This window comes from Pseudomaricurvus albidus (assembly GCF_018863235.1).
GTDB lineage: Bacteria > Pseudomonadota > Gammaproteobacteria > Pseudomonadales > Cellvibrionaceae > Pseudomaricurvus > Pseudomaricurvus albidus.
The window spans coordinates 12,510-26,219 of the sequence record NZ_JAHKRS010000013.1 but is presented as its reverse complement, the minus strand read 5'-3'; the positions used below and the strand labels follow the sequence as shown (position 1 = coordinate 26,219).

The following is a 13,710-nucleotide window of genomic DNA, read 5'->3' as shown; positions in this document are numbered from 1 at the left end:
CCCACGATTATCCGGGGGATTTATGTTTCTCAACTATGTCAACAATATACGTGGTGTGGCTATTCTTTTTGTCATTCTCGCGCACTGTTTTTCATGTGTTCCATCTCAGGGGTGGGGGATTTTGGAAAAATTTTCCTCGAATTTCGCTGTTCCGTTTGTGGGTGTTGCAGGATTTCTTTTTGCGGTGTTATTGCCTAAATATACCTATCGCGCATACATGTTGGGAAAATTTAAGTATGTAGTTCTTCCGTATATTTTCATGTCAGTACCAGCAGTAGCTATATATTTGACGGGCTCAAAAACAACTCACACGTGGGTTGATATGGATTGGTTTTCTACGAGCTTAAACCCCGTTCAGCAATATTGCTATCTGATGATAACCGGCGCTCATCTTGGTCCAATGTGGTTTGTTCCTATGGTTATCTTGTTTTACCCTTTGTTTCCGTTTTTTCGTTGGATGAAGGATAGGGGTTTCCTTGGCGGCGTATTTGTTTTGGCCTTTTGTAGTGCGTTAATCGTCGGCAGGCCCTGGTATAACTCAAATGTCCTACAGGCTTTTGTATATTATATGCCTGCTTACCTTGCGGGAATTTGGTTGGCAGAAAACAGATGGGCTTATGAAAATGTAAGGTTGGATGCCAGACTTGTCATCTCTTTAGTTATCTCATTTATGCTGCTGTCATATGCTTCACTTGGAGGAGATTCTCGTATTGATTTGGTAATGAAGCTGGTGCTTTTTTGGGGGCTTTTGTGTTTTTTTTATCATTACGTGAACAAACCTATCCCTTTTCTGTCTGTATGCGCATCATTAAGCTTTTATCTGGTCTATGCTCACGGTTATTTAACGGGTGCAATACGAATGCTCTATCAAAAAGATGTCTTATCAGATGGCGGAATATTTTTGGTTGGAGGCGCGTTTGTACTCGTTCTCGCGATATCCATCGGCAGTTATTATCTTCTTGCCAACGTGCTGGGCGACAAAAAACGTTATTTTTTAGGAGCATGAGGTTTAGGGGTTGAGCGGAATAATGTTAAAGGAAATAACAGAAGATATACACTTTTCAAAATGGTTGGGAGTTTCTCTGCTCATTTTCTCTCCGTGGACTAGTGCCATGGATCCGGCGTCTTTTCGTGTGGGTGTCTTCGAGTTGGCGCCGGTTATTAATTTTGAACAGAGATATGATACTAACCTATATTCGCAACCTCGGAATGAGACTGAGTCCTGGGTTACGATCCTTTCGCCCTCTATTCAGGCCGCAACTGAGCTTGATACGGTTAAGTTACTAATGGGATATCAAAACTCGACGGGATTGTATGAGGCGAGTAGCGCAGATAACTATAGTGACAATAAGTTAGCTGGTCAGCTGGTATGGGAGCTTAATCACCGTAACCAGTTCGATATGAAAGCGGTTTATATTGATGGCCATGAAGATCGTGGTTCAGGCTTTAGTCAGGGCGTTAATGCGATATTGATTGATGAGCCGGACACCTATGAAAGTATTCTTTTAGATGCCAGATACACTTATGGGAGTGAAAAGTCAGCAGGGCGAGTGGTCTTCAATCTCACTAACTATGACCTCGAATTCACAAATCATCGCGACTATACACAAAGTCGAGATCATGATGATTTAACAAAGGGAGTAACATTTTATTGGGGTATCGGTGGGAAGACGGATCTTCTTCTTGAGGGGCGACACACAGATATTGAATATCAATATGATCCCGACCCTGCTTCATTAAGAGGTGCTCTTGATAGTACACAAACAAAGTTGCATGCTGGGCTAACTTGGGAAGCAACTGGTAAAGCAGAGGGAACGATTAAGTTGGGTCGTACCCAGAAAGATTTTGACAGTGACTTGCGCAACGACTTTTCAGGAGTGAGTTGGGAGGTAGAAGTCGAGTGGTCGTTAAAGAGTTACTCAATTATTTCTCTTAATACCTCACGGGAACCGCGTGAGACTAATGGCGGTGGTAGTTTTATTGATTCTGAACTCATAGGTATTGATTGGGCACACGACTGGAATGATCGCTTTAGTAGCAAAGTGTTCTATAGCTTAAGGGATGATACTTATGAGGACTCTCTGCTGGAGCGGGAGGATAAGCTTGAAACCTATGGATTACGAGTGGACTACAGCATGCGGCGTTGGTTTGATGTTGGTTTATCCGCCACTATCAACGATAAAGCGTCGAATCAAGTGCAATTTCCCTATGAGCGAAGTCGCGTTTCGCTACATTTCAGTGTGAGCTTGTAATGGTTGGAGCTAATCGGTGTTAAAACTATTCAGTGGTTTGTTGAATTCGTTCCCGGGGCTTGATATGAAACTCTCAAAGTTGAAGCTCGTTCTGATGATGGTGGTAATAGTGTTGCCTGGGTATGTTATGGCTCAAGGTGATGGTATGTCTGAATATACGCTGGGTTCGGGAGATGTGATTCGGATTCAGGTTTATGGTGAAGACGATCTTTTTGTCGAGGCCCAGCTCAGTGATGCTGGAACGCTGTCCTATCCGTTTTTGGGCGAATTACAGTTGCTGGGTCTGACAGTCGGTGAGTTGCAGGATAAAATCCGGAAAGGCCTGTTAGGGGATTATCTGGTAGACCCCAAGGTAACTGTAACAATACTCGAGTATCGGCAGTTCTACATCAATGGTGAAGTCAATAAGCCCGGAGGATTTCCTTTTCAGCCGGGATTAACGATTCGAAAAGCTGTGTCTCTCGCAGCAGGCTTTACCGAAAGGGCTTCCAAGAAAAACATGTTTGTAGTGTCAGATAGCGACGCTAGCCAAACACCTAGAAGGGTAGATCTTAACAGCCCTGTTAAGCCAGGCGACAGTATCACTGTCGAACAGAGCTTCTTTTAATGATGTCGGTGCGGTATGGAGTACATCTCTTTTTCCGTATCGCTTTAATATCTGTAAATATTCTATCCCTTGAGGGTTTATGAAAGATATTCAGCCGTTTGGTAATTATCCTGAAATTCAAGAAGAAGTCGTGGATTTGCGTCATTACTGGCGAGTTGTAATGGCCCACAAGTGGAAAATTGTAAGTTTTTCATTTGTGATAACGTTGTTGGCGATTCTGGTGGTTTTCTCCATGGATCCTGTTTACCGGGCGACAACTACGGTGTTGATTGAGAGTGAGCAGGCAAAAGTATTATCCATCGATGATGTTTACGGCCTGAATACTGCGAATAAAGAATATTATTTAACCCAATTTGAAATATTAAAATCTCGCGATCTTTCCGAAAGAGTTGTTCGTCGCTTAAAGCTGGACAAGATTCCACTATTTGATCCACGCCAGAAAAAGGAAGATCTTAGCCTGAAGACTTTGTTTTTTGGTCAAGAGGATAAGGAGGAATTAACTGATGAAGAAGCGTTCGAAATCGCGGTAGATAAATTTAGAAAAGGTTTAAGCATCGTACCTGTTCGAAATACTCAGCTGGTTAAGATTAGCTATGAGTCAAAGAATAAAAAGGTTGCAGCTGCTATTACCAATGCACTGGCCGAGGAATTCATTGAAAGCCACATGGAAGCAAAGCTGGATGTGACTCGCAAGGCTGCAAGCTGGCTGGGTGAGCGCCTGGGGGGGTTGTTGGTTACATTACAGAAGTCAGAGGAGCGTCTACAAAATTATCGGGAATCAGCAGAACTTGTTGACATTCAGGGTGTTCAAACCATGGGGGCGGAAGAGTTAGAGCAATTAACTCAAAGATATGTAGAGGCCAAGCGAAATTTGACAGAGATCGAGAACATCAAGGATCAAGTCCAGTCCTTAGGAGTGAATCCTTCGGTAGAAGAGTTAATGGCGATTCCCAGTATTCTTCGACATCCTTTGGTGCAATCTTTAAAGCAATCGCAGGCTGAAACAGAGCGTAGGGTGGCTGAGCTTAGTAAGCGATATGGCCCAAAGCATCCTAAGATGAAGGCTGCCATGTCCGAAGCTGCGCAGGCAATGGACGAACTGGAACGTCAGGTACAGCGTGTGGGAAGCGGCATACATGCAGATTATCGAGCTGCCGTACAAACAGAAAAAAGCTTTTCTGCTCAATTGGAAAATGCAAAAAAACGTCTTCAGAGCATAAACAGAAAAGAGTTTAAATTAAGTGAGTTGGAACGAGAGGTAGACACCAATAGACAGCTGTACGATATGTTTATGCAGCGAGCTAAAGAAACGGATGAGGCTGGTGGATTGCAAGCTGCACATGCTCGAATTGTAGATCCTGCTGTTGTGCCTCGTGTTCCGGTCAAGCCGCGAAAAACATTGATTGCCTTTCTCGCCATGTTCATAAGTGGTCTGTTTGGTGTGGTTCTGTCCTTAGTTAAGGATGCGATGAATAATACCGTGCGTACACCTGATGATGTCGATGAGAAGTTGAGCGCACCAATGTTGGGCTTTTTACCTCTTATCAAGTCTAGCAAGAAAGACCTGGTGTTTGATGGGTTTTTAGCTGATAAGAAAGGTCGCTTCGCCGAAGCAATTCGAACAATTCGTACAGGGTTGTTGCTTTCAAATCTTGATGAGCCACATAAAATTACGGTGATTACTTCATCTGTACCTAATGAAGGCAAGTCTACGGTTTCATTAAATTTGGCTGTGGCAGTGGGACAAATGGAGAAGGTGCTTCTAATAGAAGCTGACATGCGTAGGCCAACGCTGGGTCAGACTATAGGTTTGTCACGAAATGCGCCTGGCTTGTCAAATCTCGTGGCCGGTGCAGCAGAGTTAGAGGAATGTATATATAAACTGCCGGACGCCGAAGTGGATATTATTCCCTCCGGGATGATTCCGAGTAACCCTCTGGAGCTTTTGTCATCCAAGCGATTTTCTGAGTTGTTGCATGAATTAAGCAATATTTATGACAGAATCTTCATCGACTCCGCACCAACGCATACAGTGAGCGATGCAATGGTTTTATCCACATATGCCAATGCTTTAATCTATGTTGTGAAGGCTGATGACACAACCGCAGATTTGGCTGCCAAAGGTATACAACGTTTGAGAAGTATTGGTGCACCAATCACTGGAGTTGTTTTGAACAAGGTCGATCTGGAGAGTGATGGAGGCTATCGAGCATACTACGGTGATTATTATCATGAGTATTATCAGTCTGATGTTGAAAACGCTGTAGCTTAAGTTTCCTGTTGAAAACAGTGAGCGCACCTGTTTTCGGGTTGTATGTGCAGTTTGTACGCAGGAGTCTTTAGCATTCTGCCAATGTTTTCGATCAATATGACCAATATCGGGCTACCCTCTTATGATTGATCTCCACTGTCATTTATTGCCAGGAATAGATGACGGCCCAAAGGATATGGACGCTGCGTTAGCGTTGGCTGCTCAAGCTGTTTCAGATGGAGTAACCCATTCAGTCTTAACCCCCCATATACATCATGGTCGCTGGGACAATTCCATCCCGGGCATATGCCAGGCTGTGCACAGTTTTAGGTCGGCCTTGTCAGATTCTCAAATTCCGTTAACGGTGGCTTTCGCTGGAGAAGTCAGGGTGGGGGCAGAGATCCTTACCATGTTGCCCAGAGATGAGATTCCATTTTTGGGCGTTTGGGGATCCAAAAAAGTAATGCTTCTGGAAATGCCCCACAGTCATATTTTACCTGGCACGGATAAGATTGTCCGATGGTTGTTGAGGAATAACGTCATGCCCTTGATTGCTCATCCTGAACGTAACAAGTCAGTGATGAGAAACTCCGATAATTTAAACTTCTTAATTGAGTTGGGTTGTCTTTTTCAGGTCACTTCAGGTGCTCTTGTCGGACAGTTCGGTGAGTCGGCTAAGACTTGTGCAGAAGTGCTTTTGAAGAAAGGTGTAGTCACAGTTTTGGCGTCAGATGCACATCATGTGAAGCGCAGGCCGGTAAATCTAAGTTGCGGTTTCGAGGCAGCTAAAAAAATCGTTGGATTAAAGCTTGCCCAGCAGTTGGTTTATGATAACCCTTTGAAAATAGCTGGCTCAATTTTTTCTTCTGCGAGCTCTGTGGCTCTGATTAAATAATTTTTCGGGATTTTCATCTTCCTGAGTTAAGTGATAGTTCTGTTTCATCGCTAAACTAATTCTCAAAATATGTGACTTTGTCATCGTCTTTGGCAAATACTTTTTGCACATGTTTGTGTTCCCTGTGGTTGTGAGGGGGTTCACTTTTGTGCAAGTGTGAAAGTATTAGCATCTGGTTGTTGTTCCATAATGTCTTCTTAAAAAGATTTAGTGTTGTCGTGAATTTATTTTCATAACCGAATGTTACTAAAGAGATAATGGTCTGCCTTCGATATCATTTTTATGGTTTTTGGTATGGATGGTGCAGTGGTTTTGTCGTAAGCAGAGTTTCGTGACTTCAAATTTCTTGTTGTTAGTTGTGGAAAAGGAAGCTGCCACATTTGTGTGAGACCTATCACGAGTGGGTAATGCTGTCGTTTATTGCGTTATTTAAATGAAATTTAATTCGCGCGGTAGTGATGCTGTAACTAAATCTGAGGATGCTTTTAAGTTACAACACTACGATTTCCGTGTTTCCATATCTCGAAAAGAAGGAATTTTCTTGTGTCTAACGATAATGGGTTAATTAAACCTTATGCATCCCAGTTTGCTTTCGTGTCCCGGTGTTTGGATTCGACGCTTATTGTTTTTTCGGTTGGACTGATAGCATGGTTTGGTAATATCCCTCTAAACAGTGATATCTGGATTGCAGGTTTTTTAAGTGGACTGTTGCACCAGATTTTGGCTGATTTCACAGAGATTTATCGTTCGTGGCGTTCAGAAACGCTCTGGGCGGAGGCCCGGCAAGTGATCATGTGCTGGATGATCGGGTTCTCCGTAATTTTTACTATCGGTCAATTCAGCCCCGTGCAGGATACGTTATTTACCTGGCCGATGTTTGTTCAGTGGTTCTTCGTCGCGCTAGCCCTGCTGCTGCTGTGGCGTCTTCTGGTTCGTATAGGTCTCAGGTATTTGCGTTCTCATGGATACAATACTCGAGCAGCAGCTATTGTCGGGACTGGGCCGCTGGCCCAAAAGGTGGCCAGTCGTTTAGATAGTGCTACTTGGGCGGGTTACCGTTTAGATGGGTTCTATGACGATCGTCAAAAGGCAGAGCCATTAAGCTCCGAGTGTCGACGTGCTGCAGGATATGATAAAGACGCCTGTGTTTCTGTAGGTGGTTTTGATGTTTTGGTGGAAAAAGCCGTGTCAGGACAATTGGATAGTGTATATATTGCGATGCCGATGAGAGCCGAGTCACGTATTCGTGAATTGTTGGATCGGCTGGCGAACTCAACGGCTACAGTTTATGTTGTTCCTGACTTATTTGTTTTTGAATTACTGCATGCGCGCAGTATTAACCTGAATGGTTTGCCTGCCTTTGGTCTTATAGGTGAACCCATGAGAGGGCTTAACGGTTGGTTAAAGCGAGGTGAGGACATTGTCGTTTCGTCCATTATATTATTGATGATAATGCCGTTGATGTTGTTTATTGCCGCATTGGTGAAGTTGACATCGCATGGTCCGGCGATCTTTAAACAGCAACGATATGGCATGGACGGAAAGCCAATCGAAGTCTGGAAGTTTCGTACAATGAAAGTGATGGAAAACGGTAAAAGTTTTCGTCAAGCGACAAAGGATGACGATCGCATAACTCGAGTGGGATCTTTCTTGAGAAAGACATCTTTGGATGAGCTCCCTCAATTTTTTAACGTATTACAGGGTTCTATGTCTATTGTAGGGCCCAGGCCACATGCGATTGCTCACAATGAGGAATTTCGCTGCCAGATAAAGAGTTATATGAGACGCCATAAAATCAAGCCTGGAATTACCGGATGGGCCCAGATTAATGGCTGGCGAGGCGAAACCGACACTCTTGAAAAGATGGAAAAGCGTATTGAGCATGATCTCCATTATATTCATCATTGGTCTGTATGGTGGGATGTGAAGATTATTTTTCAAACCATTTTTAAAGGTTTTGTTGGCAAAAATGCTTATTGATGGTCAATCCACACTCTCGTGGTTTTATGAGAATTTCCAATTTTTACGTTTGTTTGCATGTGATTTAAAAAGAACAGATTTACCAAGGGAAAAGAATTTTTAGTGTCTAAACAAACTGCTAGTTTATGGTTTTGGCGTTTTTTTGCGCTTGCCGGACTCGGGCTTCTTTTTTGGGGGGGATTCCGAGAAAACCCGATTCCTCAATATTCTCATGATTTTGATAAAATTATTCATGTAACAGGGTTCACCATTGTCACAGTCGCCTGTCTGATGGCGTTTACTTTGAATGTGTGGGTTATAATTCCTGTACTACTGATGTTACTGGGGTTGTCTATAGAAATTGGTCAGGGATGGTTTTTGCCGATGAGGTCTTTTGATTGGGAAGATTTCAGAATGGATGTTATCGGGATCTTGTTAGGCGTGGCTTTGATAATGCCCTTCCGATATTGGTCAATTCAGCCCAAAGCCAGTTCCTGAGTGATTATTCAAACATATAGATGTCTCGGAGATGCATTGAATATTAGGCTTTCAAGATGCTTTTTCAGAGGGTATTGATGAGGCATCATAGTCGGATCACTATTTGGCAAAGACTTGGACGTTTCTGTTTAACCCTCAAACGTTGCCCGAATATTTACTCGTCCCTTCGCCTGCTGATCAATACTGATCTCACTGAGAGATAACCCCTGGCTTTGCAGGTGATGGAGCCATTGCAAGGTATTATCGAAATTCACATTTTCCATCCAGACTCTCAGGCTGCCACTGTTCTCTGGCTGTAAACGCTTGATGCTCAGGTTGAAATCTTTGGCCGAAGCATTCACAAGTGAGAGCGGGTTGCCGGAGAATGTCTGGCTGGCTCGTGGTGCGGCGCTGATACGTTGAATGGCAGGTTCCTGTGCTTTTAGCCAGTACAGTAAAGCTTGCTCGTCTTTAAAATGTTCACGCGCCTGCTGGTGATAATTCACAGCGGGTAATATTGCACCATAGACAAGGATAAGCAGTCCGACGAAAGCGCTGAGTATGGTCAGTGCCAGTCGATCGCGTTCGGGTAGCTTATAAAAAGCCGTCATCGCTTTCTCATAACGCGCTTTTAATGCCTGACTCTGTGGGCTGCCGATGGTGTTGTCGCTGATGCCATGATGGGAATCGGTATTCATTAGATGCCTCCCTGGAATTTAATTCGGCCACGTACGCCGCGTTTGCTGTCTTCGTTGGCGGAGAGCAGTTCTGCCCTTGGGCCAAGAGCTTGTTGCAGTGAATCAAGCTGGCTGATGGTTTTGCTTTCAATGTCGAGCAGTATCTCTTTGCGCTGGCTGTTGTAACGCATGGATTTTATTCGCAGGGTGTTTTTATGCTGCTCCCAGCTCGGTAAGAGTTGACCCAGCAGGGTTAAAAAGTCATCCCCTGTCTGCTGTTGTCCTCTGGTCAGGTGCGCTTTGGTCTGTGTGCGGATATTGATGATGCGCTTGTCCTGAGGAAAGTACTGGCGATACAGTTGCTCACTGCCTGCCTGCAGTTTTTCGGCACGAATATTGAAATACACTCCGCTTGCCAGCAGATAAACCAGGTTGAGGCCGATCAGCAGCGAGGCGGCGAGAGCCAGAGGTTGCCAGCGCATGTTGTGGCGGTTTTTTCTGGGGGGGGCATAGGGGCCGGTTAACAGATTGCTGCAATCCTGTGGGGAGATGGCAATGTGTTGCTGTGTGTAACGGGGCAGCAGCGCGTTGTATTCCGGAGTGTCACCGTCAGCCTGATTGAGCGATGTGTCTTCAATGGTACAGCCCTGGCTGCGCAGTTCCTCCAGCACCAGATTGATTTCCGGGGTATCGAACTCTGCGCTGCGGTAGAGCAGGATATTCTCGTCTTCCACTTCCTTGAGGCAGGAGACGAGCTGTACGGCCTGTTCTGGCTGCAAACCAAGAGCCTGCTGATGGCGGATGATCAGGCAGTTGTCGCCGTCCATCCACAGTAATGCTGTGTTGCGATCAGACGATTGTTTGGCTGCAGTCATCAACGGCTCGGCGTCGCTGTAGATTCCCTGAGGGGTGATGCCCTGTACCTTGAGTTTCAGTAACAGCTCTTTCAGCAGCTCTTTTTGAATAATGCGGACGGCAATATTGTCACCGCGAATATCACCGGCGGCAATGTGTACGTCTTCCAGATCGCAGGCCAGTTTGTCTTCGCACAGGAACGGTAAAATCTGGGCGAGATGCTTGTGCTGTTTTTTCGGGGCCTGTACCTGAGTGCTGAGAATGTGCAGGTTGGGCACAAAGACGTAGATATCCTGCTCGTCATTGTCAGGGGCAAGCTCGTCGAGCTTGCAAGTCTGCCATCCGGGTGGTTGAGATACACTTTCCGCGGTCTGCCCCGGCTCTGTTCGGAAGCAGAGACACGTCAACTGGCTGCTGGGTGTTTCTGCCAGTGTGTCGGGTAGCTGTGGAAAGTAAACAAACAGTGACGATGTCATAGTGTGATGCTCATTATAATTGTCTGTTGTTCGGGTTTTTGCCTGAAGATGCTTTCTGCGAGGACACGAACAGATCTTTGGGGCGCTGCAAGTTACGGGACACCGTTTTGATAAAGCCGGTTTGCGGGTCCCGATGGAGGACAGACTGCAAATAGGTGGTGTGATCCTGATAGCGAGCGGCAACCGATACCAAAAAGTACTGGCTGTGCACGTCAATGCGTACCTGGCTAAGATCGAGGCCGGCGGTGACTGCATGGGCCATAAACGCCTGATTGGAAACGAATCCATGAGGCAGTTTTTCTCGCGCCTGAATGACCTGTGCGGCATTTAACTGTGGGTGCAGGCTGCTGAGGACGGCTTCGCTGGCGGTGTTGGGATTGATGCTGGTCGCCTCCGGCAGGGCGATGACTTCCGGTAGTATCGCGGCCAGCTCCTTGCGCTGAAAAGCATTGAGTGCGTAAAGTTCACTGGCGTCACTCATCGGCGCATCGGCGCTGCGGTAATCGTTTTCCAGCGATTGAAAGTACACGTCTTCACTGTTGGCGCTGCGGGGCTGGGTGTCTCTGTCCAGCCAGTCAAGCACGGCATTGGCACGATTGGCTGGGAGCGACAGCTGATTGAGCAGGCGCTGAAATTGTTGGACTTGTGCGGCATCCGTCTCGCCACTGCTGGACACCAGATTGTTAAGATTGAAGCGGGATTCCAGATCCCGGATGCGAATACGCATTTGTCCGTTGTCGGGTTCGAACTGGGCATCCTGGAACCAGCGGTCGTGCTGGGAATCCCCCTGAGACAATTCCTGATTGGTGACCCAGTCCTGGTGCAGAATCTGTCGGGCCAGAGCCTCTCCTCCCAGAGCATATTGATGCGCCTGGCTGTTCATCAGGTGGTAGCTGGTCTTGCGGATATCGTAGCCCGTGCGGGCGACAGCACCGCTGACCAGAATGACCACCAGGGCAAACACCAGCAACATGGAAATCAGTGCTACGCCCCGCTGTGAATGTGGCGGGGTGTGTGAGTAGTTTGACAGGCGAGGCAGGCGGTTCATGGCTGCGGTTTCCTGTCCAGTGTGAGCGTCACCAGCCGCTGTATCTGTCCCCTGCTGGGGCTGGTGAGCGTGACTTCAATCGCTTGCGGCAATCCGGCATCGGGTTGATCGATGGGGGGCCATTGGTTCACCCAGCTTTGGTTGTCGGGTTCAAAGTAGCGAAATTGCAGGTCGTGGATATCCGGTAGAACTTTTTGCTGCACCGGTTCGCTGGCAGGAGCCCGATCGAGAGTGAACCAGAAGCTGCGCTGTAAATAGGTGTCTTCGTCGTGGGTTTGCAGTCGATAGTCAACCCGTTGTAAATCGCTGCGCACACGATGTAGCGGGTTGCTCCAGCCACCACGGGTGAAGGTAATCGAGTCGGCATCACCCACCAGCGCCGGTTCGCGGTTGCCGTAGTCTTCGCGGATGCTGCGGTTGACCGCTTGCTGCAGATCCTGTGTCAGACGCATGATACCGCGCTGCCAGTAATTGTGTTCGTGGCTTTGCTTGTCCAGTGCTTGCTGGGTGCGGGCTTCGCCACTGAGCAGGTGATAAGACGCCAGACCCATAATGGCAAATATACTGAGGGCAATCAGAACTTCCAGCAGGGTAAAGCCCCGCTGTCGCACGTTGTTGTATGCATCTGTGCTCGCCATGGATTGCCGCGCTTTTCTCGCCATGACGGGTTGGGGGTAATGGCTTACTGGCTGGTTCATCAGTAGCGCCCCAAAAATCCGATCAGTTGGAAGCGGGTAGCGAGTTCACTGTCGCTATCGCGAACTTCAATAACCGCTTTTCGTAAATCCTTGTTGTTGGTGTTGGTGATATCCTGACTGACAAACCATTGCCGGTTGGCAAAGGTAATTTCCTTTTCCTGTTTTCCGACGGGGGCAAACTGTTCGCTAAGGCGGAGCCGTGCCAGTTCATTTTCTGCAATCCAGCTGGCCTGTGCGCGGGTTTCCAGATAGCTAGCCTGACGTACACTGCGACCGCTTTGTTGCAGTAAGGTCGATGCGCAAATGGCAAAGATGCTCAGGGCGATCAGAACTTCCAGCAGGGTAAAGCCGCCGCAGTCGTGTCTGCTTCTTGAGTGGTTCAGCCGGAACATCATCATCACTCCGAATTGTGTCCGGTGCGCGTGATGGGGGAGAAGCCGTCGCTGTGCAGCGTCTGGGTGCTGCGGGTATCGTCTTCCAGTTGCAGAGTGATGGTAAACGCAGAGGATTCTCCATTGGCCAACAGCAATAACTCGGGTTGCAGATCTCCCTGCTCTTCGGCATCGCTGTCGAGGCTGAAATTGCCGTAATGGGATGACGTGCTGCCGGACGTCTTGTTGCTTGTCTCGTCGGGCAACAGTTTCAGAACCGTACCGGAGATTTCCAGTGACAGTTCTACCGGGATGTCATAGGTGTAATTGCCCAGTCCCTGAATCTTTTGTTTTTCTTCGTCCATGGCCTGCAGGGGGTTCCACTGGTCTTCTGTGGCGTCGTATCGCAAAAAGCGATAGCCGGTTTCCGTGAAGATAACGCCAAAATTCTGTTGGCTGAACGCGGCTTCGTCCTGCGCCAGCAGCAGACGTTGTTGCAGGCGGGTAGCTTCCTGCTGAAGCTGACGCGGCCCATTGCTGCCAATCGCCAGAGACGCCAGACCGGCCATGATGCCAATAATGACCATCACCAGCATGATTTCAATGAGTGTGAAACCTTGCGGGCGATGAGTCTTTGACGGGGTGACTCGGCGAGAGCGTTGCAGAAAGCGCATGGTGATAATCAGTTATAAATATCCGCGTTGTCGCCTTCGCCGCCTTCACGCTTGTCGGCACCCAGCGAGTAGAGATCGTAAGCGCGTTCACTGCCGGGGCTCAGGTACTGATAGTCATTGCCCCAGGGATCCTTCGGCAGGTTTTTCAGGTAGCCTTCCGGATTCCAGTTGGCGGGCTCGGGATAGCCGCTGGGCTTGCTGACCAGAGCTTCCAGTCCCTGATCGGTGGAAGGGTAGGCGTGGTTGTCCAGTTTGTACAAATCCAGTGCATTGCTGATGCTGTTGATATCGCTTTGCGCGGCGGTGATTCGGGCTTCACCGGTGCGGCCGAGAATGTTGGGTGCCACCAGTGCGGCGAGAATGCCCAGGATCACCACAACCACCATGATTTCAATCAATGTAAAACCGCGCTGTGTTGCGGTGTGGGGCCTTTGCGTTGTCATCATCATTACCTCCGGTTTAACGGTTAT

The 13,710-nt window shown here is 47.4% G+C and carries 14 protein-coding genes; 7 read left to right on the top strand and 7 right to left on the bottom strand.

What is annotated here, in order from left to right; genetic code table 11:
* The first annotated feature begins 22 nt into the window (after nt 1-22).
* From KOI40_RS17030 to KOI40_RS18505, 7 genes are all read left to right on the top strand, one after another.
* Entirely contained in the window at nt 23-1,006 is a 984-nt protein-coding gene (locus tag KOI40_RS17030) for an acyltransferase family protein (protein WP_216098753.1), read from the top strand.
* 22 nt (nt 1,007-1,028) lie between these two features.
* Entirely contained in the window at nt 1,029-2,252 is a 1,224-nt protein-coding gene (locus tag KOI40_RS17025) for an outer membrane beta-barrel protein (RefSeq protein ID WP_216098752.1), read from the top strand.
* A gap of 145 nt (nt 2,253-2,397) precedes the next feature.
* Nucleotides 2,398-2,859, top strand: a complete 462-nt coding sequence (locus KOI40_RS17020) for a polysaccharide biosynthesis/export family protein (protein ID WP_233710356.1) — start codon at nt 2,398-2,400, stop codon at nt 2,857-2,859.
* Between the two features lie 79 nt (nt 2,860-2,938).
* Nucleotides 2,939-5,131 (top strand): GumC family protein, encoded by a 2,193-nt coding sequence (locus tag KOI40_RS17015; protein WP_216098751.1) that lies wholly within the window; start codon nt 2,939-2,941, stop codon nt 5,129-5,131.
* Between the two features lie 121 nt (nt 5,132-5,252).
* Nucleotides 5,253-6,005, top strand: coding sequence for a tyrosine-protein phosphatase (locus KOI40_RS17010; protein ID WP_216098750.1), 753 nt, complete (start codon nt 5,253-5,255; stop codon nt 6,003-6,005).
* A 543-nt stretch (nt 6,006-6,548) separates the two neighbouring features.
* Nucleotides 6,549-7,985, top strand: coding sequence for an undecaprenyl-phosphate glucose phosphotransferase (locus KOI40_RS17005; protein ID WP_369413201.1), 1,437 nt, complete (start codon nt 6,549-6,551; stop codon nt 7,983-7,985).
* Nucleotides 7,986-8,087: 102 nt separating this feature from the next.
* Nucleotides 8,088-8,462 (top strand): VanZ family protein, encoded by a 375-nt coding sequence (locus tag KOI40_RS18505; protein ID WP_216098749.1) that lies wholly within the window; start codon nt 8,088-8,090, stop codon nt 8,460-8,462.
* Between the two features lie 128 nt (nt 8,463-8,590).
* On the opposite strand, the gene KOI40_RS16995 is transcribed toward KOI40_RS18505, so the two are convergent.
* From KOI40_RS16995 to gspG, 7 genes are read right to left on the bottom strand one after another with little or no spacing between them, the layout of a single operon-like run.
* Nucleotides 8,591-9,139 carry a type II secretion system protein M gene (locus tag KOI40_RS16995; RefSeq protein ID WP_216098748.1) on the bottom strand — a complete coding sequence of 183 codons (549 nt, stop codon included), beginning with the start codon at nt 9,137-9,139 and terminating at the stop codon, nt 8,591-8,593.
* Nucleotides 9,139-10,449 carry a type II secretion system protein GspL gene (gene gspL, locus KOI40_RS16990; RefSeq protein WP_216098747.1) on the bottom strand — a complete coding sequence of 437 codons (1,311 nt, stop codon included), beginning with the start codon at nt 10,447-10,449 and terminating at the stop codon, nt 9,139-9,141. Before gspL ends, KOI40_RS16995 begins: the two co-directional genes overlap by 1 nt.
* Nucleotides 10,450-10,462: 13 nt before the next feature.
* Nucleotides 10,463-11,497 carry a type II secretion system minor pseudopilin GspK gene (gspK, locus tag KOI40_RS16985; protein WP_216098746.1) on the bottom strand — a complete coding sequence of 345 codons (1,035 nt, stop codon included), beginning with the start codon at nt 11,495-11,497 and terminating at the stop codon, nt 10,463-10,465.
* Nucleotides 11,494-12,195: a type II secretion system minor pseudopilin GspJ gene (gene gspJ / locus KOI40_RS16980; RefSeq protein WP_216098745.1), complete on the bottom strand. Its 702-nt coding sequence runs from the start codon at nt 12,193-12,195 to the stop codon at nt 11,494-11,496. Before gspJ ends, gspK begins: the two co-directional genes overlap by 4 nt.
* Nucleotides 12,195-12,593 (bottom strand): type II secretion system minor pseudopilin GspI, encoded by a 399-nt coding sequence (gene gspI / locus KOI40_RS16975; RefSeq protein WP_233710358.1) that lies wholly within the window; start codon nt 12,591-12,593, stop codon nt 12,195-12,197. Before gspI ends, gspJ begins: the two co-directional genes overlap by 1 nt.
* On the bottom strand, nt 12,593-13,240 hold the full coding sequence (gspH, locus tag KOI40_RS16970; protein ID WP_216098743.1) for a type II secretion system minor pseudopilin GspH: 648 nt from the start codon (nt 13,238-13,240) through the stop codon (nt 12,593-12,595). Before gspH ends, gspI begins: the two co-directional genes overlap by 1 nt.
* An 8-nt stretch (nt 13,241-13,248) precedes the next feature.
* On the bottom strand, nt 13,249-13,686 hold the full coding sequence (gspG, locus tag KOI40_RS16965) for a type II secretion system major pseudopilin GspG (protein WP_233710355.1): 438 nt from the start codon (nt 13,684-13,686) through the stop codon (nt 13,249-13,251).
* Between the last annotated feature and the right edge of the window lie 24 nt (nt 13,687-13,710).

Coding starts and splice junctions, on each gene's coding strand:
- KOI40_RS17030 (WP_216098753.1), top strand. CDS start 23: ATGTTTCTCAACTATGTCAACAATATACGTGGTGTGGCTATTCTTTTT.
- KOI40_RS17025 (WP_216098752.1), top strand. CDS start 1,029: ATGTTAAAGGAAATAACAGAAGATATACACTTTTCAAAATGGTTGGGA.
- KOI40_RS17020 (WP_233710356.1), top strand. CDS start 2,398: ATGTCTGAATATACGCTGGGTTCGGGAGATGTGATTCGGATTCAGGTT.
- KOI40_RS17015 (WP_216098751.1), top strand. CDS start 2,939: ATGAAAGATATTCAGCCGTTTGGTAATTATCCTGAAATTCAAGAAGAA.
- KOI40_RS17010 (WP_216098750.1), top strand. CDS start 5,253: ATGATTGATCTCCACTGTCATTTATTGCCAGGAATAGATGACGGCCCA.
- KOI40_RS16995 (WP_216098748.1), bottom strand. CDS start 9,139: ATGAATACCGATTCCCATCATGGCATCAGCGACAACACCATCGGCAGC.
- gspL (WP_216098747.1), bottom strand. CDS start 10,449: ATGACATCGTCACTGTTTGTTTACTTTCCACAGCTACCCGACACACTG.
- gspK (WP_216098746.1), bottom strand. CDS start 11,497: ATGAACCGCCTGCCTCGCCTGTCAAACTACTCACACACCCCGCCACAT.
- gspJ (WP_216098745.1), bottom strand. CDS start 12,195: ATGAACCAGCCAGTAAGCCATTACCCCCAACCCGTCATGGCGAGAAAA.
- gspI (WP_233710358.1), bottom strand. CDS start 12,593: ATGATGATGTTCCGGCTGAACCACTCAAGAAGCAGACACGACTGCGGC.
- gspH (WP_216098743.1), bottom strand. CDS start 13,240: ATGCGCTTTCTGCAACGCTCTCGCCGAGTCACCCCGTCAAAGACTCAT.
- gspG (WP_233710355.1), bottom strand. CDS start 13,686: ATGATGACAACGCAAAGGCCCCACACCGCAACACAGCGCGGTTTTACA.